General features: G+C 61.0%; 20 protein-coding genes. 18 read left to right on the forward strand and 2 right to left on the reverse strand.

What is annotated here, in order from left to right:
• The first annotated feature begins 143 nt into the window (after positions 1-143).
• From Q4481_RS11690 to Q4481_RS11705, 4 genes are read left to right on the forward strand one after another with little or no spacing between them, the layout of a single operon-like run.
• Positions 144-1,265: a BMP family ABC transporter substrate-binding protein gene (locus Q4481_RS11690; RefSeq protein ID WP_304376520.1), complete on the forward strand. Its 1,122-nt coding sequence runs from the start codon at positions 144-146 to the stop codon at positions 1,263-1,265.
• Between the two features lie 50 nt (positions 1,266-1,315).
• Positions 1,316-2,785, forward strand: a complete 1,470-nt coding sequence (locus Q4481_RS11695; RefSeq protein ID WP_304376598.1) for an ABC transporter ATP-binding protein — start codon at positions 1,316-1,318, stop codon at positions 2,783-2,785.
• Positions 2,778-3,860 (forward strand): ABC transporter permease, encoded by a 1,083-nt coding sequence (locus tag Q4481_RS11700; protein ID WP_304376521.1) that lies wholly within the window; start codon positions 2,778-2,780, stop codon positions 3,858-3,860. The genes Q4481_RS11695 and Q4481_RS11700 overlap by 8 nt, the downstream gene beginning before the upstream one ends.
• On the forward strand, positions 3,857-4,783 hold the full coding sequence (locus Q4481_RS11705; protein ID WP_304376522.1) for an ABC transporter permease: 927 nt from the start codon (positions 3,857-3,859) through the stop codon (positions 4,781-4,783). The genes Q4481_RS11700 and Q4481_RS11705 overlap by 4 nt, the downstream gene beginning before the upstream one ends.
• A 301-nt stretch (positions 4,784-5,084) precedes the next feature.
• On the opposite strand, the gene Q4481_RS11710 is transcribed toward Q4481_RS11705, so the two are convergent.
• A complete protein-coding gene (locus Q4481_RS11710; RefSeq protein WP_304376523.1) occupies positions 5,085-6,254 on the reverse strand; it encodes a dihydrodipicolinate synthase family protein in 1,170 nt (389 codons plus the stop codon).
• A gap of 257 nt (positions 6,255-6,511) precedes the next feature.
• Here Q4481_RS11710 and Q4481_RS11715 point away from each other — a divergent pair, with 257 nt between their 5' ends.
• The 5 genes from Q4481_RS11715 to Q4481_RS11735 are packed head-to-tail and all read left to right on the forward strand — an operon-like array spanning position 6,512 to position 12,465.
• On the forward strand, positions 6,512-7,570 hold the full coding sequence (locus tag Q4481_RS11715; RefSeq protein ID WP_304376524.1) for a LacI family DNA-binding transcriptional regulator: 1,059 nt from the start codon (positions 6,512-6,514) through the stop codon (positions 7,568-7,570).
• Entirely contained in the window at positions 7,567-8,577 is a 1,011-nt protein-coding gene (locus tag Q4481_RS11720) for a Gfo/Idh/MocA family protein (protein ID WP_304376525.1), read from the forward strand. The genes Q4481_RS11715 and Q4481_RS11720 overlap by 4 nt, the downstream gene beginning before the upstream one ends.
• Positions 8,574-10,184: an acyl CoA:acetate/3-ketoacid CoA transferase gene (locus Q4481_RS11725; RefSeq protein ID WP_304376526.1), complete on the forward strand. Its 1,611-nt coding sequence runs from the start codon at positions 8,574-8,576 to the stop codon at positions 10,182-10,184. Before Q4481_RS11720 ends, Q4481_RS11725 begins: the two co-directional genes overlap by 4 nt.
• Positions 10,181-10,960, forward strand: a complete 780-nt coding sequence (locus tag Q4481_RS11730; protein ID WP_304376527.1) for an enoyl-CoA hydratase/isomerase family protein — start codon at positions 10,181-10,183, stop codon at positions 10,958-10,960. The genes Q4481_RS11725 and Q4481_RS11730 overlap by 4 nt, the downstream gene beginning before the upstream one ends.
• Positions 10,954-12,465, forward strand: a complete 1,512-nt coding sequence (locus Q4481_RS11735) for an aldehyde dehydrogenase family protein (protein ID WP_304376528.1) — start codon at positions 10,954-10,956, stop codon at positions 12,463-12,465. The genes Q4481_RS11730 and Q4481_RS11735 overlap by 7 nt, the downstream gene beginning before the upstream one ends.
• 67 nt (positions 12,466-12,532) lie before the next feature.
• On the opposite strand, the gene Q4481_RS11740 is transcribed toward Q4481_RS11735, so the two are convergent.
• Positions 12,533-13,573 (reverse strand): LacI family transcriptional regulator, encoded by a 1,041-nt coding sequence (locus Q4481_RS11740; RefSeq protein ID WP_304376529.1) that lies wholly within the window; start codon positions 13,571-13,573, stop codon positions 12,533-12,535.
• Positions 13,574-13,897: 324 nt separating this feature from the next.
• Here Q4481_RS11740 and Q4481_RS11745 point away from each other — a divergent pair, with 324 nt between their 5' ends.
• From Q4481_RS11745 to Q4481_RS11785, 9 genes are all read left to right on the forward strand, one after another.
• On the forward strand, positions 13,898-15,148 hold the full coding sequence (locus Q4481_RS11745; protein ID WP_304376530.1) for an ABC transporter substrate-binding protein: 1,251 nt from the start codon (positions 13,898-13,900) through the stop codon (positions 15,146-15,148).
• Between the two features lie 154 nt (positions 15,149-15,302).
• Complete coding sequence (locus Q4481_RS11750; RefSeq protein WP_304376531.1) at positions 15,303-16,181, forward strand: carbohydrate ABC transporter permease; 879 nt, start codon at positions 15,303-15,305, stop codon at positions 16,179-16,181.
• Entirely contained in the window at positions 16,181-17,065 is an 885-nt protein-coding gene (locus Q4481_RS11755) for a carbohydrate ABC transporter permease (RefSeq protein ID WP_304376532.1), read from the forward strand. The genes Q4481_RS11750 and Q4481_RS11755 overlap by 1 nt, the downstream gene beginning before the upstream one ends.
• A gap of 3 nt (positions 17,066-17,068) precedes the next feature.
• Positions 17,069-18,187: an ABC transporter ATP-binding protein gene (locus Q4481_RS11760; RefSeq protein ID WP_304376533.1), complete on the forward strand. Its 1,119-nt coding sequence runs from the start codon at positions 17,069-17,071 to the stop codon at positions 18,185-18,187.
• Between the two features lie 14 nt (positions 18,188-18,201).
• Positions 18,202-19,710 carry a GMC oxidoreductase gene (locus Q4481_RS11765; protein WP_304376535.1) on the forward strand — a complete coding sequence of 503 codons (1,509 nt, stop codon included), beginning with the start codon at positions 18,202-18,204 and terminating at the stop codon, positions 19,708-19,710.
• Positions 19,707-20,480, forward strand: coding sequence for a 3-ketoacyl-ACP reductase (locus Q4481_RS11770; RefSeq protein WP_304376536.1), 774 nt, complete (start codon positions 19,707-19,709; stop codon positions 20,478-20,480). The genes Q4481_RS11765 and Q4481_RS11770 overlap by 4 nt, the downstream gene beginning before the upstream one ends.
• 11 nt (positions 20,481-20,491) lie before the next feature.
• Positions 20,492-22,147: a GMC family oxidoreductase gene (locus Q4481_RS11775; RefSeq protein WP_304376537.1), complete on the forward strand. Its 1,656-nt coding sequence runs from the start codon at positions 20,492-20,494 to the stop codon at positions 22,145-22,147.
• Between the two features lie 2 nt (positions 22,148-22,149).
• Positions 22,150-22,470 (forward strand): Dabb family protein, encoded by a 321-nt coding sequence (locus tag Q4481_RS11780; protein ID WP_304376538.1) that lies wholly within the window; start codon positions 22,150-22,152, stop codon positions 22,468-22,470.
• A 1-nt stretch (position 22,471) separates the two neighbouring features.
• Positions 22,472-23,734 carry a glycerate kinase type-2 family protein gene (locus Q4481_RS11785; RefSeq protein WP_304376539.1) on the forward strand — a complete coding sequence of 421 codons (1,263 nt, stop codon included), beginning with the start codon at positions 22,472-22,474 and terminating at the stop codon, positions 23,732-23,734.
• The last annotated feature ends 28 nt before the right edge of the window (positions 23,735-23,762 follow it).

Raw genomic sequence — 23,762 nt, forward strand, 5'->3', positions numbered from 1 at the left:
GGCTTTAATGCACCGCACAAGAGTTAGGAATGAAAATTCCGCACCGCATGAACCAATTTCGCCAGCGCAGGCCACAAGCTCGCACGGAGCGGAGACCTGTGACGAAATTTCAGAAATAGCCTAATAAAAACAAGGGAACAGACATGATGACGACTTTCACCTCTCGGGGCAGCGCCGGCTGTCTCAGCGCCGCAGCCCTGATTGCCGGTCTGGCTTTCAGCACCGAAGGCGCATTTGCCTTTAGCCTGAAAAGCGAACCCAAAGTCGCCTTCATCTACGCCGCATCCGTCAATGACGGCGGCTGGAACGAAGCCATCGACAAGGGACGCAAGGCCGTCGAGGAGCAACTGGGACTGACGGTGGCGGTAACAGAAAACATTCCGGAGGACGCGACCAAGCTCCGGGCCGCGATCGACCTCTATGTGAAGCGTGGATTCAACATTATCGTCGGTACAACCTATGGTTACTCCGCCCCCATCGCGGATGCCGCCAAAGCCTATCCCGACGTCGCCTTCCTCAATGCGTCCGGCACGACCAACGGCCCGAACCTCGAAAGTTTCTATGCCCGCACCTATCAGGGCTGGTATCTGGCGGGAATCGCCGCTGCCGATGCCACGAAAAGCAAGAAGATCGGCATGCTCGCAGGCTTCCCGGTCGGTGTCGTGAACTGGGATATCAATGCCTTCGCGCAAGGCGCGCGCTCCGTGGATCCGTCGATCGAGACGGTCGCGGTCTTCACCAATTCCTGGTGGGACCCGGTCAAGGAAGGGCAGGTTTCGGAAGCCATTCTCGACCAGAAGGCCGATGTGGTCGCAACCGATCTGAGTGCGGCATCGGCGCTGGACGCTGCCGAAAAACGCGGCGCCAAATCCTTCGGCTATCAGATCGACATGAGTGCTGCCGCACCCAAGGGCATCCAGACCTCGGTCATTTTCCAGTGGGATCGCTACCTCGTCCCGACCATCAAGGAAATCACCGAAGGCAAGTGGACGCCAGAGGAATATGGCGCCTTCGAAGGTCTTGAAAGCGGCGTCGTGGACCTCGCCCCCTTCGGGCCAAGTGTATCAGCCGAAACCAAAGCCAAGATCGAAGCGGCCCGCAAGGCGATGATCGAAGGAAAACTCGATCCGTTCCAAGGCCCGCTGAAGAAGCAGGACGGCACGCTTGTGGTCAAGGCGGGCGAGAAAGTGGATGATGGCGCGCTCTGGAACATGGACTATTTCGTCGAAGGCGTGACCGGCACCATGCCTGCCGCGGCCCAATGACGCCAGGCCTTCCGCACAAACTGCCGCCGGGAACACCTTGCGCCTTGGAAATGCTTGGCATTGCCAAGGCGTTTGACGGCAAGCCGGCGCTACACCATGCCGGCTTCACGCTGTCCTGGGGCGAAGTTCATGCCCTTGTCGGTGAAAATGGTGCCGGCAAGTCGACGCTGATGAATATTGCGGCCGGCATCTATGCTCCCGATGCCGGCCAACAGCGTCTCGACGGCATTGCCTATACGCCAAACTCGCCCGCAGACGCGGCCCGTGCCGGTATCGGCATGGTCCATCAGCACTTTCGCCTGGTCGAGAGTTTCACGGTGGCCGAAAATGCCTTGCTCACGCTCGGCGCGCAGGCGCGGTCGCTCAAAGAGGCCTCCATGCTCCTGCGGCAGAAAGCCGAAGCGGTAGGACTAACGATCGATCCCGCCCGCAAGGTATCGACGCTTTCGATCGCCGAGCGCCAGCGCGCCGAGATCCTGAAGGTGCTGCTCCTGGGCGCCCGTATCCTCATCCTCGACGAGCCGACGGCAGTGCTGACGGAAGAGGAATCCCGCGCCTTGCTGGAATTCACCCGCCGCCTCGCCGATCAGGGTTTGGCCGTCGTGTTGATTACGCACAAGCTGAAGGAAGTCGCCGACTTCTCGCACAAGATCACCATCATGCGTCATGGACAAACGGTCCTGGCATCCGCGCCGATGGCAGAGGTTCAGGAAGCGGAGATCGGAACATTGATCGTCGGTGAAACCGTTACGGCAAGTGAACGACCCGCAAGTCAACCGGGTGACATCCGCCTTGCGGTCAAGGATCTGCGTTTTTCCGGGCAGAAATCGCGTGAGGGTGTGAGCCTTGAATTGCGAGCGGGCGAAGTGCTCGGCCTCGCGGGCGTCGGCGGCAACGGACAGGAAGAGCTGGTCGCCTGCCTTTCCGGCGGACTGAAGCCGGTTTCCGGAACCATCACCATCGCTGGCGAGCGGATCGACGATCTGCCACCAAAGGCGCGACGCGCGATGGGGCTTCGCCTGATCCCGGCCGACCGTTTCGCCGGAGGCTTGATCCGGGAAATGACGGTGGCGGAAAATCTGGTCATGACGGAGATTGCGCGCGAGGTTCCAGGCCGCCTTCGCCTGCTTGATCGCAAGAAAATGACTGAGAACGCCAGACAGGCGATCACGCATTTCGATATCCGGGGCGCAGCACCAGACCGCCGCACGGAGCTTCTGTCCGGCGGCAACGCCCAGAAAGTTCTGCTCGCGCGCGAGCTCGATCCCGGCATGAAGATCCTCATTGCCCACTCGCCTTCGCGCGGGCTTGACGTCAAGGCGAGCGCCTTCGTGCGCAGCGCCATTGCCAAAGCCGTGGAACAGGGGGCCGCGTGCCTGCTCATCAGTGAAGACCTGCAGGAAATTCTCGCGCTATCGCATCGGGTTGCGATTATCAACGGCGGCGCCATTGCCGGTGAGAGAGCGATTGCCGATGTAACCCTCGACTGGATCGGAGGCCTGCTGGCCGGTCATGCTTAATACTGCTTTTCTCATTCGCCGACAGGATCCGGGCGCATGGCGCACCGCTCTTGGTTATGGGTTCGGGCTGCTCATCGGCCTTGGCCTTTCGGCTGCCATTCTGGTTTGGGTCGGTGTTCCGCCAGCCGATCTGCTGCAGGAATTCGTGATCCAGACCTTCATGACCAGCGATGGGCTGGCCCAGACCCTGACAGCCTCCGCACCCCTGATCCTTGTCGGGCTGGCATCGGCCATTGCCATGCGCATCCGCTTCTGGAACATCGGCATCGAGGGGCAGATGTGGATGGGAGCGATTGCGGCGACCTGGGTGGCGCTACACCATGTCGGCCCCGAAGCCCTGCGCCTGCCGCTTGGGCTCATCGCCGCATTCTGTGCCGGGGCACTCTTCATCTGGCCATGGATGTGGATGAAGGCACGCTTTGGCGTCAACGAGGTGATCACCACGCTGCTGTCTGCCAACATTGCCTTCCTGCTCGTGCAGCATCTGCTATTTGGTCTCTGGCGCGATCCGGCCAACGGCTTTCCGATCACGGTGGAGTTTCCCCCAGCCAGCCAGTTTTCCACGCTCGGCTGGGGGCAGATCCATACCGGTCTCGTGCTTGCCCTGATCATTGCCGTCATTCTTTATGTTCTTCTCGAGCGATCGCCGCTTGGCTATATCGCCAATGCCATCGGCTTTAACCGCCGCACGGCCATCCAGACCGGCCTACCGGTCGCCGCCGTTTCCATGATCGTGACATTGTCGTCGGGCGGCCTTGCCGGCTTGGCCGGCGCAGTCATCCTTTCGGGAACCGAGCATCGGCTCAGCCAGGCGCTGAGTTCCGGCTATCTGTTCAGCGCCATCGTCATCGCCTATCTCGCCCGTTCACGCCCCTTCTGGGTCGTCTTCGTCGCGCTGGCGCTCGCCGCCGTCTATACGGCCGGCAATGTGCTGAAGGTGTTTTACGGCGTCTCCGAAGCCGTCATCGTGCTGGCGCAGGGCACGGTACTGATGTCGGTCCTGACGGCCAATTTCTTCAGCACCTACGTGATCCATTTTCCTGACAGGACGCAACGCGACGGGGAACCAACATGACGGATTTTCTGGTCGGATGGGCCGCGATTGTACCCAGCTACATGACACCGCTGCTGCTGGCCTGCCTCGGCCTGATCATCAGCGAACGCGCCGGCGTGCTCAACCTCGGAGCCGAAGGCCTGATGGCGCTGGGTGCCATGGCGGCGGCTGTGACCGTGCTTTCGGGTCATGATCCACTCATCGGCTTTGTCGCCGGCGCCGGCGCAGCAATCGCGCTGTCACTGGTCTTTGGGCTGGCTGTCGTCGTGTTCCGGGTCGATCAAACCCTGGCGGGGCTTGCCGTTGTCGCGATCGGCCTCGGCATAACCGGCGTTGTCGGGCGACCATTCACCCAGAAAACCTTTGCTGGACTTCCGAAATTCGGAGAGATGCTCTCCTTCGACCAGCAGACGAGCCTCGGCCGCTTCCTCGCCGCGCAAGACATCGTGTCGCTGCTCGCACCGCTGCTGGCAATTTTTCTGTGGTGGTGGCTCGGCTATACGAGAGCGGGTCTGCGATTGCGGGCCACAGGCGAAAACCCGTCCGCCGCCGATGTCGCGGGCGTCGACATTCAATGGACGCGGCTCGCGGCGGTTCTGGTCTGCGGACTTCTCTGCGGCCTTTCGGGAGCCTATCTCACCGTCGCCACCAGCCATGTCTGGGTCGAAAACATGATTGCCGCGCGCGGCTGGATTGCGATTGGCCTCGTCATCCTCGCCAACTGGAGCCCGGGACGCGCCATCTTCGGTGCGCTTCTCTTCGGCAGTGCCGATGCGCTGATCCCGAGGCTGCAGGCCGTGGGTGCCGATGTGCCGGTCTATCTGATGATGATGCTGCCCTACGCACTGACGCTGGCGATGCTGTTCCTCGCCGCCTTGATGGGGAAAGGATCCGGTGAGCCTGAGGCTTTGGGCGCGACCTATCTCCGCCAGGACAAGCATTAGGGTCAAAACTCAATCAGGATTTGGCGCGTGGTATGCGGGAAAATCGTTCGGTTTTAGAAGCAGATCCGAAGATGGATCGATCATCCATCGAGGAGTTGCGACGCCAAACCGGGCGATTTTCACTATATCCCTTCGGGACGCGGCGGATTTTTGTTCTGAAGGCGTCGAAAACCCTTTGTGGAGTTGCGCTCCACGGCAGGCTTTTCTCCTGTTCAGAATCAAAATCCGTCTCGCGCCACGCCCGAAACCTGATTGAGTCTTGACCCTAGGCTTTATCTGACCGCAGATCACGGGTCGGGCATCACGGCTCGATACCATAAACCCCGACGAAATTCTTCATCCGCTTCACGGCAAGTTCCGGCTGATCGAGCACATTCGCCTGGTCGGCCAGCCGGAAGATCTCGGCATAGTGGTTGAGACCGCGGGCACTCTGCATCCCGGCCGGCAGGCTGAAATGGCTCTGGTGACCATTCAGCCAGGCGAGGAACACAACACCAGCCTTGTAATATTGCGTTGGTGCCTCGAAGATCTTGCGCGACAAAGGCACGGTCGGCGCAATGACGGACCGGAATGTACCGACATCGCCAGCGGCAAGCGCTGCCAGCGCCTTGGAGGCGGATGGCGCCACGGCATCGAAGATCCCGAGCAGCGCATGGCTATATTTCTGGCCGTCGCCCTCGATCAACTCCGCATAATTGAAATCGTCGCCGGTAAAGCAGAGAACATCTGCCGGCAGGCGATTGCGGAGTTCGACTTCCTTGCTGTTTTCGAGCAGCGAGATCTTGATCCCCTCGACCTTGGCCTGATTGGCCTCAATGATTGCGAGCACGCAATCGAGAGCCTGCCCGAATTCGTTACTGCCCCAATAGCCGGCCAACTGCGGATCGAACATGTCACCCAGCCAATGCAGCACCACCCTGTTCTGCGCCTGCGACAGGATCCTTCCATAGACCTTCGCATAGTCATCCGGTGACCGGGCAATGCGGGCCAGAGCCCGGCTCGCCATCATAATCGCACGACCGCCATGTTTCTCGACGAATTCGATCTGCGTTTCATAAGCGCGGATGACATCATCGAGCGAGCGTGCATCGGCGGGGGCGAGATGATCGGTGCCTGCGCCACAAGCGAGATCGGCGCCGGGTACGGTGGCCGCCTCGGCCAGCGAACGCCGGATCAGTTCCTGCGCACCGGCCCAATCGAGCCCCATGCCGCGTTGCGACGTATCCATCGCCTCGGCGATCTTGAACCCGAGGCTCCAGAGATGATGCCGGAAGGCCATGGTGGTCTCCCAATCGATCGCCGGCTTGCCCCAGGGATCGGTCTCCCTGATGGGATCGGAGACGACATGGGCCGCCGCATAGGCGATCCGGTTGAACTGCGGCGGGGCGGACGGCCGCGACAGCGGCATACCGACGAGCGCATAGTTTGTCACCGCGCCATCGGCGCCCGGCAATTTCAGGGTCAAGGCCATGGGTTCCTCCAACGATTGTCCTGCCAATAATTTGGATCGTTCCAATTTTCAAGTCTATTTTCGCCCATCCCTGAGCCACCATTGCACGATATTACTCGGCCTTGCGATGTTTTTACGCGTCTTAATATTGTTATTATTAGCTATTTTTCGGAAGTCTGAGCTTCGAGCGCCGATCAACAAAAATCCCCGCCATTCGCATTGACATTTTGGAACGTTCCAATTAAACGCTGTTTTGAGGATGAAACTGGGAGGGCAGCATGAGCGATAAGCGGGTGACCGTTATTGATATTGCAAAAGCCGCCGGCGTGTCGAAATCGACCGTATCGCTGGTTCTGCAAGGCTCCCCTCTCGTTAATGAAAGCACACGAACGAAGGTCAGCGCCGTCATGCGCGATCTCGGATACGTCTATAATCGCGGCGCTGCCAACCTGCGTCAGACCGGCAGCAAGACCCGCATCATCGGCGTTGTCGTCAACGACCTCACCAACAGCTTCTTTGCAGAACTGGCGGTGGGCGTCGATATGGTCGTGCAGTCGGCCGGCTTCGTGCAGTTCCTCTCCAACACAAGCGAGAGCATCGACCGCCAGCGAGAGGTCATCGCTTCGATGCGCGAACATGGCATTTCCGGGCTGATCGTGTCGCCGGCGCGCGGCACCGCCGCTGCCGATTTCAAGCCGCTTGTCGCCGCGGGCATTCCTGTCGTGGCCGTGGTCCGCGGCCTGCCTGGCGCCAGGATTTCGTCGGTTCTTTCTGCCAACATGGAAGGGGCGATCGAGGCCGTGCGCCATCTGGCAACACTCGGCCACAAGCGCATCGCCTTCATGGGTGGCTTTGCCAATACCGAAGTCTTCCGCGAGCGCCTTGCCGGCTACAGACAGGCGATGGAGGATCTGGGGCTCGGCTTCAGCGAGGATCTTGTCATCGCATCGGCACCATCGCGCGCCGGCGGCGTCGATGCTGTCGGCCGCGCCATGGCGATGCCGGACCGCCCCACCGCAGCGCTCTGCTTCAATGATGCTGTGGCTTTCGGTGCCTGCGACGGATTGCGCGCCCGCCGCCTTGAGCCCGGAGAAGACTTTGCCGTGATCGGTTTCGACGACGTCATAGAGGCCGGAACCGCCGTCCCCGCTCTCACCACGGTCGCTGTCGACCCGCAAGGGATGGGACGTCGCGCCGCCCAGTTGCTACTCAAGCAGATCAATGCCGGCAAACCGGAACCCGAAACGATCGTGACCGCCGTTCGGCTCGTCGTCCGCGAAAGCTGCGGCGCCCATCGCGGCCCGGTCGATGTCGAACAGATGAGGAAAAAAGCATGACGATCGGTTGGGGATTGATCGGCGCAAGCACGATCGCGCGCGAATGGGTCATTGGCGCCATCCGTGCGACCGGCGGTGAAATCCGCACCGTCATGAGTTCGAATGCCGAGCGCGGAAAAGCCTATGCGCAGGAAAACGGCATCGCGAACGCGACGACCGATCTCGATGCCCTGCTCGCCGATCCCGAAATCAGGGCGGTCTATATCTCGACCACCAACGAACTGCATCTGCCGCAGGCGCTCGCCGCAGCCAAAGCAGGCAAGCATATTCTCTGCGAAAAGCCGCTGGCGCTCACCCTTGCCGATGCCCATACCATGGTGACGGCAGCGCGTGAGGCCGGCGTGGTTCTTGCCACCAACCATCATCTGCGCAATGCGGGAACACACCGCGCCATGCGCCAGGCCATTCGAGATGGCCGCATCGGCCGCCCCCTCGCCGCCCGCGTCTTCCATGCCGTCTATCTGCCACCGCATCTGCAGGGATGGCGGCTCGACCGGCCCGAGGCCGGTGGTGGCGTGATCCTCGACATCACGGTCCATGACGCCGACACCCTGCGCTTCGTGCTCGGTGACGATCCGGTCGAGGCTGTGGCGATGAAGCAATCGGCCGGCATGGGGCAATCGGGCCTTGAGGATGGCGTCATGGGCGTCTTGCGGTTCAAATCAGGCCTGATCGCCCAGTTCCACGATGCGTTTACCGCGCGTTACGCCGAAACCGGCTTTGAAGTCCATGGCAGCGAGGGCTCGTTGGTGGCCCGCAATGTCATGACCCAGAAGCCGGTGGGCAGCGTTTTGCTGCGCAATGCCGATGGCGAGGCCGAACTCGAGATCGACCGCACCAATCTTTACGAGACCGCACTTTCTGCCTTCCATGGCGCGATCCTCGGCAAGGGCACGGTCGCGGCCAGCGGCGAAGACGGTATCTGGTCGCTTGCGACAGGGCTTGCCGTCCTCACATCCGCAACAACGAACGAAGCCTGCAAGATCAATCCGGGACTATCACGGTGAAGAAACATATCACGCTCCAGGAAGCCGCCGATCTCATCCCCGATGGCGCCATCGTCTCCGTTTCCTCGTCGAGCGGCCTCGGCTGCCCGGATGCGATGCTGAAAGCCATCGGCGAACGCTTTGAGACCACCGGCCATCCGCGCGACCTCACCACCTTGCACCCGATCGCCGCCGGGGACATGAGCGGGATCAAGGGGATCGACCATATCGCCCGCAAGGGACTGCTCAAGAAGATCCTGGCCGGCTCCTATCCGTCAGGCCCTTCCTCCTCGGAACCGCCGCTGATCTGGCAAATGGTGACCGGCAACGAAATCCCGGCCTACAACATTCCGTCGGGCATTCTCTTCGACATGCATCGCGAGGCGGCGGCCAAACGGCCGGGCGTGCTCACCAAGGTCGGGCTCGAAACCTTTGTCGATCCGGAGCGCCAGGGCTGCGCGATGAACGAGCGCGCGAGCGCCGAGCCGATCGTCGAGAAGGTCACGTTCGATGGCGAGACCTGGCTTTATTTCCGCTCGATCATTCCCAAGGTGGCAATCATTCGCGCCACCACGGCGGATGAACGCGGCAACCTGACATATGAACATGAGGGCGCCTATCTCGGCGGCCTCGATCAGGCCCTTGCAGCCCGTAACAATGGCGGCATCGTCATCGCCCAGGTCAAGCGTCTCTGCAAGGATGGAACGCTGAAGCCGCACGATGTGCGGGTGCCCGGCATGCTGGTTGATTACATCGTCGTCGATCCGGACCAGAAGCAGACCACGCAGACGCCCTATGACCCCGCCATCTCGGGCGAGATCTTCCGGCCGCTGGAGACGTTCGAATTACAGGAATTCTCGATCCAGAAGGTTATTGCCCGCCGGGTGGCGCAGGAGCTTGAAGCAGGAAGCTGTGTCAATCTCGGCTTCGGCATTTCCGCCAATGTTCCGCGCATCCTGCTCGAGGAAGGGCTGCATGGCGCGGTGACCTGGGTCATCGAACAGGGTGCCGTTGGCGGCGTACCGCTACTCGATTTTGCCTTCGGCTGCGCCTCGAACGCCGATGCCTACATGCCATCACCCTACCAGTTCACCTATTTCCAGGGTGCCGGGTTTGATGCTTCGCTGCTGTCCTTTCTGGAAATCGGCAAGGATGGTTCGGTCAATGTCTCCAAGCTCGCATTCCGACCGCATGTCACGGCTGGTGCCGGCGGCTTTGTCGATATCACGGCGCGTGCCAGAAAAATCGTCTTCTCGGGCATGTTCAATGCCGGCGCCAAGCTGTCACTCTCCGATGGCAAGCTGGTGATCGACAAGGAAGGCAAGCTCAGGAAACTCGTCAATGAAGTGGAACATGTGACCTTCTCGGGTCCGCGCGCGATCGCGCAAGGCCAGGACATTACCTATGTGACCGAACGTGCCGTGATGAAACTGACGGCCGACGGCATCATGCTCACCGAAATCGCCCCCGGCATCGACCTGAAGCGCGACATTCTCGACCAGTCGGAATTTCCGCTGATCGTTTCCGATAGGCTCAAGACCATGGATGCGGAACTCTTCGCTGAAGCGCGCATCGGGCTGAGCCTGCCCGCCAAGCCATTCCGCACGCTGAAGGGTGGTCAGGCATGAGCAGCGGCACCGTCAAGATCACCCTCGAGGGTCCGGTCGCAATCCTGACGCTTTCGCGTCCGGAAAAGCTCAATGCACTCGATCTCGATATGCTGAGCGCGCTTTCGTCTGCTGCAGATGAGATCGAAGCCAACCCGGCGGTTCGCGCAGCCATTCTGACCGGAGAGGGCAAGGGCTTTTCCGCCGGCGGCGACATCAAGGCCTGGGCAGGCATGCAGCCACAGGAGTTTGGTCATGCCTGGGTGCGCCACGGTCATCGCGTGTTCGAACGACTTGCCACATTGCGGATGCCGCTGGTCGCAGCATTGAACGGCCATGCATTGGGCGGTGGTCTCGAACTCGCCGGCATTGCCGATATCCGCATCGCCGAGAACCATATCCGCATCGGCCTGCCGGAAACCGGTCTGGGCATGGTTCCGGGCTGGTCGGGCACCCAGCGGCTCGTCAAGCGTTTCGGGGCGCAACTGGTCCGCCGCATGGCACTGGGTGGCGAAATCTTCTCTGCCCAGGAAGCCTGCACACTCGGTCTTGTCGATGCCGTGGTCGAAACCGGCGGCTCGGTCGATGCCGCCCGCGCTTATGCGATGCGGATTGCCGACCGCGGTCCGGCCGCGCTTGAAATCACGAAAATGATGATCGCCATGGCCAATGGCGAGGACAATGGATCGGCCGCCGAAGCGCTCGGCTCCATCCTCGTCGCCAAGACTGGCGACCTGAAAGAAGGCGTAACCGCCTTTGGCGAAAAACGCCCGGCTCAATTCAAGGGAGAATGGTGATGACGATCCTTGTCACCCCGAAGACGCTCGCAAACCACACGATCCGCGATTTTCGCATGCTGATTGGCGGCCAATGGCTGAATGGCAATGCCGCGCCGATCGAGCGTATTGCTCCCAGCCATGGCACCGTGGTGAGCCGGTTCGCCTCTGGCACCAGGGCCAATGCGGAAGCCGCCATTCGCGCTGCCCGCAAGGCCTTCGATACTGGCCCCTGGCCGACCATGACGGCAGCGGAACGATCGAACGTGCTGCTCAAGGCCGCCGATCTGATTGCCGCGCGCACAGACGAACTCGCTTTCCTCGATGCGATCGAGGCCGGCAAGCCGATCAGCCAGGTGCGCGGCGAGATCGCCGGTGCCGTCGACATCTGGCGCTATGCTGCCGCCCTTGCGCGTGATCTCCATGGCGAGAGCTACAATACGCTGGGCGACGGCACGCTTGGGGTCGTCCTGCGAGAGGCGGTTGGCGTCGTCTCGATCATTACGCCCTGGAACTTCCCCTTCCTGATCGTCAGCCAGAAGCTGCCCTTCGCACTGGCGGCCGGCTGCACGACCGTCGTCAAACCGTCCGAACTGACATCGGGCTCGACGGTGCTGCTCGGGGAGATCCTTCTCGAAGCCGGCCTGCCGGCGGGCGCTCTCAACATCGTCACCGGCACAGGACCGGAGGTCGGCGCGGTCATGACCTCGCATCCAGAGGTCGATATGGTTTCCTTCACCGGCTCGACCGGGGTGGGCCGCCTGACCATGTCCAATGCTGCCCAGACGCTCAAGAAGGTCTCGCTCGAACTGGGTGGCAAGAACCCACAAATCGTGTTCCCAGATGCCGATCTTGACGCCTTCATCGATGCCGCCGTCTTCGGCGCCTATTTCAATGCCGGCGAATGCTGCAATGCCGGTTCGCGGCTGATCCTGCACAAAAGCATCGCCGATGATGTCGTGGCGCGGGTCGCAGAACTGGCGAAGAAAGTGAAGGTCGGCGATCCTCTCGATCCCGAAACACAGGTCGGTGCGATCATCACGCCGCAGCATCTCGACAAGATCGCTTCCTACGTCTCGGGTGCCCGAGCCGGCGGTGCCGAAATCGCCCATGGCGGCGACGCGCTCGATCTCGGCATGGGCCAGTTCATGGCCCCGACCATCCTCTCAGGCGTCAGACCGGATATGGCGGTCGCCCGCGAGGAAGTATTCGGCCCGGTTCTCTCCGTGCTGACCTTCGAAACGGTGGCAGAGGCGATCGAGATTGCCAATTCGATCGATTACGGCCTGTCCGCCGGTGTCTGGAGTCGCGATTTCGACACCTGCCTGACCATTGGCCGCAAGGTGCGTGCCGGCACCGTCTGGATGAACACATTCATGGATGGCGCCTCAGAACTGCCCTTCGGCGGCTACAAGCAATCCGGTCTCGGTCGCGAACTCGGGCGCCATGCGGTCGAGGATTATACCGAAACCAAGACGCTCAACATGCATATCGGCAATCGCACCAACTGGTGGATGCCGCGGTAAGTCAGACGACAGCAACCCGAACGGAAAGGAGGCAGTCATGGTTGGTTTCGCGAACAGGCAGGCTGCCTCAACGCGGCATGGGTTCGAATTGCACCGGCGGTTCGAGCAGCACCTGAAGGCCCGCGGCTTGCGGGTTGGCTATACGCCGCAGAAGCACCTTGCCGAGCGTTTCGCCGGCCTCGGTCAGATCTTCATAGATCGTCTCGACCATCGGCTGGATATCGGACAACAGACGCGACGTGCGCTTGGCGACGATATCGAATTCGCGACCAAGCACCCAGCCGCCTTCATTGAGGCCGGTAATGGCGGCAAGCGCCGAGACTTCGCCGGGACAGATCAGCCCATCCGGCGGTTCCGGCTGCGTCAGGCGGGTCCGAAAATGATCCCGGACCATGCCGGCGGTGGAATCGAGCGTGATACCATCGTCGATCTCGAACGCGATGCCCGCTTCGCGGACGGCGGTCATGAAGCCATGCAACATATGCTGGCTGAAGGTCAGCCGCTTGGGCGGCAGGATGATGGTGAGTTTCTTACGTCCTTTGGCAATCAGGCGCCTGGCAGCCTCAAGGGCGAAGGTGAAGTTGTCGTAATCGACATAGGGATGCGGCGTCGTGAATTCCGTTCTTCCGTGGCTGACGAAGGGGAAACCGGCCTCGATCAAACGCCGGACCCGCGGATCGAACGTTTCCGTGCGGGTGAAGATGATCCCATCGGCGAGGTTGTTGCGGATGATGTAATCGACAGCCTCGACATTCGACGTTTCGAGGAAGTTCGGCATCACGATGAGATGATAGGGCGTGCCCTTGAGCGCCTTGGTCAGACCATAGAGCAGCGACGTGCCAAAACCGAGGATTTCCTCGTGCGGATCCAGAAGGACGCTGATGACGTTGGTTCGGCCGGTCTTCAGCCTCTGGGCGGCGCGATCCGGCGCATAACCGAGCTGTCCGGCAATTTCACGCACGCGATCACGCGTCGTCCGGCTGATCAGCGGATCGTCTGCCAGCGCCCGCGATACCGTTGCGACAGCAAGTCCGGCTGCCTGCGCCACCGTCTTCAACGTCGGCTTGCCAGCGCCCCTCTTCCGTTCGCTCTCCAGGATGGTTGTCATTCTCTCTTCCGCATTTCGGGCTTTCCGCGACACAGGCTAGCCCGTTGCTTGACCAGCAGCAAGCGCAGTCTGTTGATTTTGAAACGTTTGCAATTGCGATATATTGTGCAACGCAGCGAAACCTATAAATCAAGCTATTGAATTATATGATTTTATTTTGAAACGCAAAAAGCGACGAGGTTCTTGACAGAAAAAAATTTATAACGTTTTAAATAGCCATGCACAGGTTAAAGTGCAGCGAAATACCCCGGCATCGAAGGGTCGATGACGGGTTTGGGAATGGCGGGACAATCCGCCGGACAACTTGCAAACGGGAGGAATACGATGCGCAAGTTTTTGATGACAACCGCCGCCATGGCGCTCGCCCTTGGCGTATCCCAGGGTGCCGCACGGGCCGCGGAAAATGTTGAAGTCCTGCATTGGTGGACATCTGGCGGCGAAGCTGCCGCTCTCGACGTTCTGAAGAAGGACCTCGAAAGCAAGGGCATCACCTGGACAGACATGCCCGTCGCCGGCGGCGGCGGCACCGAAGCTATGACCGTCCTGCGCGCCCGCGTCACTGCCGGCAACGCACCGACGGCCGTGCAGATGCTCGGCTTCGACATTCTCGACTGGGCCAAGGAAGGTGCGCTTGGCAATCTCGACGAGATCGCCGCCAAGGAAGGCTGGGACAAGGTCATCCCGGGTGCCCTGCAGCAGTTCTCGAAATATGACGGTCACTGGATCGCCGCTCCGGTCAACGTCCACTCCACCAACTGGCTGTGGATCAACAAGGCCGCGCTCGACAAGGCCGGTGGCAAGGAGCCGCAGAGCTGGGACGAACTGATTGCCATGCTCGACAATTTCAAGGCACAGGGCATCACCCCGATTGCAGCCGGTGGCCAGCCCTGGCAGGACGCGACCCTTTTCGACGCCGTCGTGCTCTCGCTCGGTGACGATTTCTACAAGAAGGCCTTCATCGATCTCGACTCGGCGACCCTCGGCTCCGACAAGATGAAGGAAGCCTTCGACCGCATGACCAAGCTGCGGTCCTATGTCGACGACAACTTCTCCGGTCGCGACTGGAACCTGGCGTCTGCCATGGTGATCGAAGGCAAGGCCGGTGTTCAGTTCATGGGTGACTGGGCCAAGGGCGAATTCATCAAGGCCGGCAAGACGCCGGGCACCGACTTCGTCTGCATGCGCTTCCCCGGCACCCAGGGCGCCGTGACCTTCAACTCCGACCAGTTCGCGATGTTCAAGGTTTCTGCCGACAAGGTGCCGGCTCAGCTGCAGATGGCTTCGGCTATCGAGAACCCGACCTTCCAGTCGGCCTTCAATGTCGTCAAGGGCTCGGCGCCGGCACGCACCGACGTTCCGAACGATGCGTTTGACGCCTGCGGCAAGAAGGCAATGGCCGACCTCGCCGACGCCGACAAGAACGGCCGTCTGTTCGGTTCGATGGCGCATGGCCATGCCAATCCGGCAGCTGTGAAGAACGCCATCTATGACGTCGTCACCCGTCAGTTCAACGGCGAGCTTTCCTCCGAGGATGCCGTCAAGGAACTCGTGTCGGCCGTCGAAGGCGCAAAGTAAGCGCAATGACGGGAGCCGTGACTATCGCGGCTCCTGTCTCTTTCAGAACCACTGCCTTCGGATCACCTTGTCCATCGGGACGAGCATTGATGTCGGCTATCGATCGTCCGGACAATCGGCCGATCATCACAACGCACATCGGGGATGTTGAGCGATGAACAGTCGCAACCGGCTCCAGGAGTTGCTGCCGAAGATCGTGGTGGCACCAAGCTTCGTCGTCATCGTTCTGTTCGTGTATGGCTTCATTGCCTATACGGGCTATCTGTCGATGACTGGCAGCAAGATGCTGCCGAACTACACCTTCGTCGGGTTTTCGAACTACGCGAAACTCTGGGCCTTGCCGCACTGGTGGCGGGCAATCAGCAACCTCGCGATCTTCGCCACGCTCTATATCGCGATCTGCTCGGTTCTCGGCCTGTTTCTCGCCATCCTGCTCGATCAGAAGATCCGCGGCGAAGGTGTGCTGCGTCCGATATATCTCTATCCGATGGCACTCAGTTTCATCGTCACCGGCACAGCCTGGAAGTGGTTTCTCGATCCCGGCATCGGTCTTGAGAACACCATGCATCTCTGGGGTTGGGAGAGTTTCTCCTTCACCTGGATCAAGGACAACAAGCTCGCGATCTATTGCGTCGTGATCGCCGCCGTCTGGCAATCGTCCGGCTTCGTGATGGCAATGTTCCTTGCCGGTCTGCGCGGCGTCGACAACGAGATGATCAAGGCGGCGCAGGTCGATGGGGCCAGCACGGTGACGATCTATCGCCGCATCATCATTCCGCTGATGCGGCCGGTCTTTCTCTCCGCCTTCGTGGTACTCGCCCATCTCGCCATCAAGGCCTACGACCTGATCGTTGCCCTGACCGGCGGCGGACCGGGCCAGGCGACCGAACTGCCGGCGACCTTCATGTATTCCTACACCTTCACCCGCAACCAGATGGGCATCGGGGCATCGTCGGCGATCATCATGCTGATCATGATCTTCTCGATCATCGTGCCCTATCTCTATTCCGAAATCCGCGGAGGAAAACGCTGATGAGTGGCGGTTCCAATCCCGAAAATGCGATCTCGCACGGCCGTCTCACCCGCGCACTGATCTACACGGCCCTGATCTTCTTTGCGATTTACTACCTCCTGCCGCTCTATGTGATGGTGGTGAATTCGCTGAAGCCGCTGGAGGAAATCCGCCAGGGCGGCATGCTCAACCTGCCGCAAACCTGGACGATCGAACCGTGGATCTCGGCCTGGTCGACAGCGCAGATCGGCGTCCAGCCAACGGGCCTCAAGCCCTTCTTCCTGAACTCGATCCTGATGGTCGTGCCGGCCGTGGCCATTTCCACCATCATCGGGGCACTCAACGGCTATGTGCTCACCAAATGGCAGTTCCGCGGCTCCAACATCTTCTTCGGCATGCTGCTGCTTTCCTGTTTCATTCCGTTCCAGATCGTGCTGATCCCGATGGCGCGCATCCTCGGCATTCTGGGCTTGGCTGGTTCGATCTGGGGCCTGATCATGGTCCATGTGATCTATGGCCTCGGCTTCACCACACTCTATTTCCGGAATTACTACGAGAATTTCCCGACCGAGCTGGTGCGCGCGGCCCAGATTGACGGGGCATCCTTTTTCCAGATCTTCCGGCGCATCCTGCTGCCCTCGTCGGGACCGATCATCGTGGTGTCGGTCATCTGGCAGTTTACCAACATCTGGAACGACTTCCTGTTCGGCGCATCCTTCTCGGGCCCCTATTCGACCCCGATGACCGTGGCGCTCAACAACCTCGTTTCCTCCTCCACCGGCGTCAAGGAATACAATGTCCACTTTGCCGGTGCGATCCTCGCCGCCCTGCCCACACTCATCGTCTACATCGTCTCCGGCCGCTATTTCGTCCGCGGACTGATGTCCGGCGCCGTGAAAGGATAAATCATGTCGTTCCTCAAAATTTCGCACCTGCGCAAATCCTATGGCGCGCTTGAAATCCTGAAAGACATCAACATCGAGATCGAACAGGGCGGTTTTCTGGTGCTCGTCGGCCCATCCGGTTGCGGCAAATCCACCCTGCTCAACACGATCGCCGGGCTTGAGCCGATCACCTCGGGCGAGATCTCGATCAACGGCCGCAATGTCGCCAACCTGCCGCCGTCGCAGCGCGACATCGCAATGGTCTTCCAGTCCTATGCGCTCTATCCCAACATGACGGTGGCCGGAAACATCGCCTTCGGCATGGAAATCCGGAAAGTGCCCAAGGAGATCCGCGAGAAGGCAATCAAGGATGTCTCCGAAATCCTGCAGATCGGTCATCTTCTTGATCGCAAGCCGAGCCAGCTCTCGGGCGGCCAGCGCCAGCGCGTGGCCATGGGCCGTGCGCTTGTACGCAATCCGCAGGTCTTCCTGTTCGATGAGCCGCTTTCCAACCTCGATGCGAAGCTGCGCGTCGACATGCGCACCGAGATCAAGCGGCTGCACCAGCGCATGAAAACGACGATCGTCTATGTGACGCACGACCAGATCGAGGCCATGACGCTGGCGACCAAGATCGCCGTGCTCAAGGATGGCGTTTTGCAGCAATTCGGATCACCGGCCGAGATCTACAACAATCCGGCCAACATGTTCGTGGCCGATTTCATGGGCTCGCCGGCGATGAACCTCCTCAATGGAACCGTCCGCAAGAATGACAATGGCGGTTTCAGCGTGGCTCTGGCGAGAGCTTCCGGCGAGGAAATCCTGCTGCCGGTCGCGCCCGGAAAGGAAGCTGTAGGCCAGCATCTCGGCAAGCCGGTAATTTTCGGCATTCGGCCCGAAGCGCTGACCGATATCGAAGGTGCCGACCGCAATGCGACAACCGTCGCCGAAGGCGATTGCCTGATCGAGGTGGTCGAGCCCGCCGGCTCGGATACGTTCGCCGTCACCAAACTCGGCGGCAAGGAAGTGGTGGCGCGGCTGCGCGCCGACGCGCGCATCCAGTCCGGTCAGGTGGCACGGCTGGCCTTCAACCTCGACAAGGCGGTGTTCTTCGATCCGCAAAGCCAGGGCCGGATTGCCTGAGGACGGATCGCATCATGACCAGGGCTCCCGACATCGTCATCATCGGCTCCGGTATCGGTGGCGCAACCATTGCCGCCGGACTTGCCAGGACCGGCGCCAGGATCCTCATTCTGGAAGCGGGCGATCATTTGATCGACCGACCGGAAAATCGCGACCAGCGCGCCATCTTCCAGCGCGGTTTCTTCCGGCCGAAGGAAGTCTGGTATGAGGCCGATGGCGCGCCCTTCAATCCCGGCAACTATTACAATGTCGGCGGCAATTCGAAATTCTATGGCGCCGTCCTGACGCGCTACCGCAAGGAAGATTTCGCCGAACTCCGGCATCGCGAAGGTGTTTCGCCCGCCTGGCCGTTCCCCTACGAGGAGCTCGAACCCTGGTATGGCCGCGCCGAGACCCTTTTCAAGGTCCGCGGCACCCTGGGGGAGGATCCAACCGAGCCCGAACATTCAACGCCCTACCCCTATCCGCCGGTGCGGGAGGAAAAGGTGATTGCGCGTGTCCGCGCCCGATTGAAGGCCGCAGGCATGCATCCCTATTCGCTACCGCTTGGCGTCGATATCGATGCCTGGCTCAAGGGTGGCAAAACCCCGTGGGATGCACATCCGCATCGGGCTGACGGCAAGATGGATGCCGAAACGACAGCACTTGCCGAAGCGCTCAAGCACCCCAATGTCGAACTGATGACCAACGCCCGGGTCGTGCGGCTCGAAACCGCCACCGACGGCAATCGCATCTCCGGTATTGTCTATCGCAAGGACGGTGCCGAACATCGCCTCAGCCCCCGGCTTGTGGTGCTCTCTGCCGGCGCGGTCCAATCGGCCGCTCTCCTCCTTCGCTCGGCAAATGAGCACCATCCCCGGGGGCTGGCCAATTCGTCCGATCAGGTCGGTCGCAACTTCATGAACCATAATTCGAGCGCGGTGCTGGCACTCTCACCCTTCTTCGTCAACCGCTCGACCTACCAGAAGACTTTCGGCTTCAATGACTTCTACCTGTCGGATGGCGCAGGCGGCCCGCCGCTCGGCAATGTGCAGCTGCTTGGGCGCGTCTCGGGCAAGATCCTGAAAGCCAACATGCCATCAGTGCCCGAATGGCTGCTCAACCGGGTCTCGATCCATGCCGTGGATTTTTACGCGATGAGCGAGGACATTCCGCATCCCGAAAGCCGGGTGATGGTCGATGGCGATCGCATCATCCTCAAATGGCACCGCACCAACTGGCAGGCCCATCTCGATCTGGTTGCAAAACTGAAGGCCGTGTTGCGCAAGGCCGGCTTCCCGATCGTGCTGTCGCGCGCCTTCGACAAGCGCACACCTTCGCACCAGTGCGGCACGATCCGGATTAGCGATGATCCGGGCAAGGCACCGCTCGATATCTGGTGCCGGTCATTCGATCACGCCAATCTTTTCGTCGTCGATGCAAGCTTCCTGCCGACATCCGCAGCCGTCAATCCTGCCCTGACGATCGCGGCACAGGCGCTACGCGTCGCCGATCATATTGCCAGCAAGGAGTTCGCGACATGACCGGAAAGCGTCCCGTTGCAATCATCACCGGCGGTCGCCGCGGCATCGGCCTCGGCATTGCCCGCGCGCTCGCCGCCGATGGCTACGACATCGCACTCACCGGCATCGGTGCGGCAACCGATGGCGATCCGACATTGACCGAACTGGAAAGGCTCGGCGCCCAATCCATCTATGTCCAGTCGGATCTTGCCGATCTTTCCTCCCATACAAGGGCTGTCGATACGATCGTCGAACGGTTCGGCCGGATCGACTGTCTCATCAACAATGCCGGTATCGCCTCGGTCGTGCGCGGTGATTTTCTCGAACTGGATCCGGCCAATTTCGATACGATCGTCGCCACCAACCTGCGCGGAACCATTTTCTTCACCCAGGCCGTCGTCAAAACCATGCTGTCATCGAAGGCGACAGCTGCCGCCCGCACGATCGTCAACATCACCTCGGTCTCCTCCAGCATGAGTTCGCCGGAACGGATCGACTATTGCGTCACCAAGGCTGGCCTTTCCGCTTTCTCCCAGGGCCTCGCGCTTCGGCTCGCCGAAACGGGCATCGCCGTTTTCGAGCTTCGCCCGGGCATTATCCGCAGCGACATGACCGCCGGCGTCTCTGCCAAATACGATGCGTTGATCGAGGCCGGTCTGGTGCCGATGAAACGGTGGGGCGAACCGGCCGATATCGGCGCCATGGTCAGCGCGCTGGCCTCGGGCAAGTTCGGTTTTGCGACCGGTTCTGTGATCGATGCCGATGGCGGCCTCTCGATCCCCCGTTTGTGACAGGAGTTTTCATGACCTACGACTATATCATCACGGGCGCGGGACCGGCTGGCTGCGTGCTTGCGAACCGCCTGACCGAGGATCCGTCCGTCAAGGTGCTGCTGCTCGAAGCGGGCGGCGGCGACTGGAACCCGCTCTTCCACATGCCGGCCGGTTTCGCCAAGATGACAAAGGGCGTTGCCAGCTGGGGCTGGGAAACCGTGCCGCAGAAACATATGAAGGGCCGCGTGCTGCGCTATACGCAAGCCAAGGTGATCGGCGGCGGCTCATCGATCAATGCCCAGCTCTATACGCGCGGCAATGCTGCCGATTACGATCTCTGGGCATCCGAAGAGGGATGCGAAGGCTGGGACTATCGCTCGGTGCTGCCCTATTTCAAGCGTGCCGAGGATAACCAGCGTTTCGCCGATGATTATCACGGCTATGGCGGTCCGCTCGGCGTTTCGATGCCGGTGTCGCCGCTGCCGATCTGCGACGCCTATATCCGGGCCGGCCAGGAACTCGGCATTCCCTACAACCACGATTTCAACGGCCGCCAGCAGGCTGGCGTCGGTTTCTATCAGCTCACCCAGCGCAACCGTCGCCGCTCTTCGGCCTCGCTCGCCTATCTTTCGCCGATCCGCAATCGCAAGAACCTCACCGTCAGGCTCGGCGCACGTGTTGCGCGGGTGGTACTGGAAGGCAAGCGCGCCACTGGCGTCGAAGTGATCACGGGTTCGGGCTCCGAGATCATTCGCGCCGAACGCGAGGTCATCGTCTCCTCGGGCGCCATCGGCTCGCCGAAGCTCCTGTTGCAGTCGGGCATCGGTCCGGCCGATCATCTGCGCGCGGTCGGCGTCGACGTGCGCCACGATCTGCCGGGCGTTGGCTCCAACATGCAGGATCATCTCGATCTGTTCGTGATTTCGGAATGCACCGGCGACCACACCTATGACGGCGTCGCAAAGCTGCACCGGACACTCTGGGCCGGCATACAGTATGTACTCTTCCGCACCGGACCTGTCGCCTCCTCCCTCTTCGAGACCGGCGGCTTCTGGTATGCCGACCCCGATGCACGATCACCCGACATTCAATTCCACCTGGGCCTCGGATCGGGCATCGAGGCCGGCGTCGAGAAACTAAAAAATGCCGGCGTCACACTGAACTCGGCCTATCTGCATCCGCGCTCGCGTGGAACCGTGCGGCTTCGATCGTCCGATCCGGCTCAGGCGCCGCTGATCGATCCCAATTACTGGTCCGATCCGCATGATCGCAAGATGTCGATCGAAGGCCTGAAGCTGGCGCGTGAAATCATGCAACAGGCAGCCCTCAAACCCTATGTGCTGGCCGAGCGCCTGCCGGGACCGAAGGTTATGTCGGACGACGAACTCTTCGATTATGCCTGCGCCAATGCCAAGACCGATCACCATCCGGTCGGCACGTGCAGGATCGGCACCGGAGAGGATGCCGTCGTGGGGCTCGATCTCAGGGTGCGGGGCTTGGAGGGCCTGCGCGTCTGTGATAGTTCGGTCATGCCGAGGGTCCCCTCGTGCAACACCAATGCGCCGACCATCATGGTGGGTGAAAAGGGAGCCGACATCATCCGGGAATTGCCGCCCTTGCCGCCGGCGATTTTCCAGAACGAACGCAACGATACCCGTCCGAGAGCCCGAGCAGAGGTCCGCTGAACATGATCCGCCATTGCGTCTTCATCCGCTTCCGCCCAGAAACCTCAGCCGAGGCAAAAACGGAAATCTACCAGGAAATCAGCGACCTCAAGGACCGACTGCCCGGTATTCTCGCCGTTCATGTCGGTGACAATGTCAGCCCCGAGACCGGCATGGACAAAGGTTATGCCGAAGGCTTCATCGTCGATTTCAGCGATGCCGAAAGCCGCGATATCTATCTCGCCGATCCCGGCCACCAGAAAACCGGCGGCAAGATCGTGGCTGCGGCCATCGACGGTATCGGCGGCATTTTCGTCTATGATATCGAGATCGCCGGGTCCTGACATGTCATTGCCGCCGCGCGCCATCCTGACATCCCTTTTCGAGGCGGCCGTGGCGGCCGCTGATCCTTATGCGTCCATCGTCCGGCATCTGCCGGACCGGCCAAAGGGGCGAACCATCGTGGTGGGGGCCGGCAAGGCGGCAAGCCAGATGGCCGCAGCCTTCGAACGCGCCTGGGATGGACCGGTCGAAGGTCTCGTGGTTGCCCGGCATGGGCCGGTGGAAGCCTGCCGGCAAATCAAGATCCTGCAGTCGGCACACCCTGTGCCGGATGACGCGGGCCTTGTCGCATCGGACGCCCTGATGCAGACGGTCGAGGGAATGACGTCCGATGATCTCGTCGTTGCTCTCATCTCCGGTGGTGGCTCGGCGCTGCTCCCCGCCCCGCCGGTGGGCTTTTCTCTGGCTGATGAAGTAGCCCTCAACCAGGCGCTGCTGGCCTCCGGCGCCCCCATTTCCGCCATGAACACGCTGCGCAAACATTTTTCCCGCATCAAGGGAGGACGGCTTGCCGCGCGCGCCCATCCGGCCAAGGTGGTGAGCCTGATCGTTTCGGATGTCCCGGGCGACGATCCCGCCATGGTCGCCTCCGGCCCGACGGTTCCGGATATGACGGATGCCGAAGAGGCGCTGCGCCTGATCCGGGACTATCGCATCGATCTGCCCGAACCGATCATTGCCAGCATCGCTTCTGCCCAGGCACCGAAACCGTCCGACCCGGTCTTTGCCAACAACGAGGTGCATGTGATCGCCTCTGCCCGTGTTTCGCTTGAGGCCGCAGCCGAAAAGGCCCGCGAGCTTGGCCTCACGCCGATGGTCCTGTCGGATTGCATCGAAGGTGAGGCGCGCGATGTTGGCCGGGTTCATGCGGCAATTGCCCGCGAATTCGCGCTCCATGGCGCCCCTTCGAGCAAACCGATGGTCCTCATCTCCGGCGGCGAGACGACGGTGACGATCGGAACCGGTGTTTACGGCAAGGGTGGTCGCAACAGCGAGTTTCTCCTCTCGGCCGCGATCGATCTGCAAGGCATTGAGAATGTCGTAGCCCTGGCCGCCGATACCGATGGAATCGACGGTTCCGAGACGAACGCCGGTGCTTTCGCCGACGGAACCACGACGGCAAGGATCAGAGCCGCTGGCGGCGATGCCCGCGCCTATCTCTCTGGACATGACGCATGGTCGGCCTTCCATTGCATCGGCGATCTGTTCGAACCGGGCCCGACAGGCACCAATGTCAACGATTTCCGCGCCTTCCTGATTTCCTGATATCGCGGCATGGAATACCGGCAAGGCT

It is taken from the genome of Fluviirhizobium alvei, from assembly GCF_030551875.1.
GTDB classification, from domain to species: Bacteria; Pseudomonadota; Alphaproteobacteria; order Rhizobiales; family Rhizobiaceae; genus Rhizobium_E; species Rhizobium_E alvei.

Coding starts and splice junctions, on each gene's coding strand:
- Q4481_RS11770 (WP_304376536.1), top strand. CDS start 19,707: ATGACCGGAAAGCGTCCCGTTGCAATCATCACCGGCGGTCGCCGCGGC.
- Q4481_RS11785 (WP_304376539.1), top strand. CDS start 22,472: ATGTCATTGCCGCCGCGCGCCATCCTGACATCCCTTTTCGAGGCGGCC.
- Q4481_RS11710 (WP_304376523.1), bottom strand. CDS start 6,254: ATGGCCTTGACCCTGAAATTGCCGGGCGCCGATGGCGCGGTGACAAAC.
- Q4481_RS11755 (WP_304376532.1), top strand. CDS start 16,181: ATGAGTGGCGGTTCCAATCCCGAAAATGCGATCTCGCACGGCCGTCTC.
- Q4481_RS11700 (WP_304376521.1), top strand. CDS start 2,778: ATGCTTAATACTGCTTTTCTCATTCGCCGACAGGATCCGGGCGCATGG.
- Q4481_RS11740 (WP_304376529.1), bottom strand. CDS start 13,573: ATGACAACCATCCTGGAGAGCGAACGGAAGAGGGGCGCTGGCAAGCCG.
- Q4481_RS11720 (WP_304376525.1), top strand. CDS start 7,567: ATGACGATCGGTTGGGGATTGATCGGCGCAAGCACGATCGCGCGCGAA.
- Q4481_RS11705 (WP_304376522.1), top strand. CDS start 3,857: ATGACGGATTTTCTGGTCGGATGGGCCGCGATTGTACCCAGCTACATG.
- Q4481_RS11745 (WP_304376530.1), top strand. CDS start 13,898: ATGCGCAAGTTTTTGATGACAACCGCCGCCATGGCGCTCGCCCTTGGC.
- Q4481_RS11695 (WP_304376598.1), top strand. CDS start 1,316: ATGCTTGGCATTGCCAAGGCGTTTGACGGCAAGCCGGCGCTACACCAT.
- Q4481_RS11780 (WP_304376538.1), top strand. CDS start 22,150: ATGATCCGCCATTGCGTCTTCATCCGCTTCCGCCCAGAAACCTCAGCC.
- Q4481_RS11765 (WP_304376535.1), top strand. CDS start 18,202: ATGACCAGGGCTCCCGACATCGTCATCATCGGCTCCGGTATCGGTGGC.
- Q4481_RS11715 (WP_304376524.1), top strand. CDS start 6,512: ATGAGCGATAAGCGGGTGACCGTTATTGATATTGCAAAAGCCGCCGGC.
- Q4481_RS11690 (WP_304376520.1), top strand. CDS start 144: ATGATGACGACTTTCACCTCTCGGGGCAGCGCCGGCTGTCTCAGCGCC.
- Q4481_RS11735 (WP_304376528.1), top strand. CDS start 10,954: ATGGTGATGACGATCCTTGTCACCCCGAAGACGCTCGCAAACCACACG.
- Q4481_RS11730 (WP_304376527.1), top strand. CDS start 10,181: ATGAGCAGCGGCACCGTCAAGATCACCCTCGAGGGTCCGGTCGCAATC.
- Q4481_RS11750 (WP_304376531.1), top strand. CDS start 15,303: ATGAACAGTCGCAACCGGCTCCAGGAGTTGCTGCCGAAGATCGTGGTG.
- Q4481_RS11760 (WP_304376533.1), top strand. CDS start 17,069: ATGTCGTTCCTCAAAATTTCGCACCTGCGCAAATCCTATGGCGCGCTT.
- Q4481_RS11775 (WP_304376537.1), top strand. CDS start 20,492: ATGACCTACGACTATATCATCACGGGCGCGGGACCGGCTGGCTGCGTG.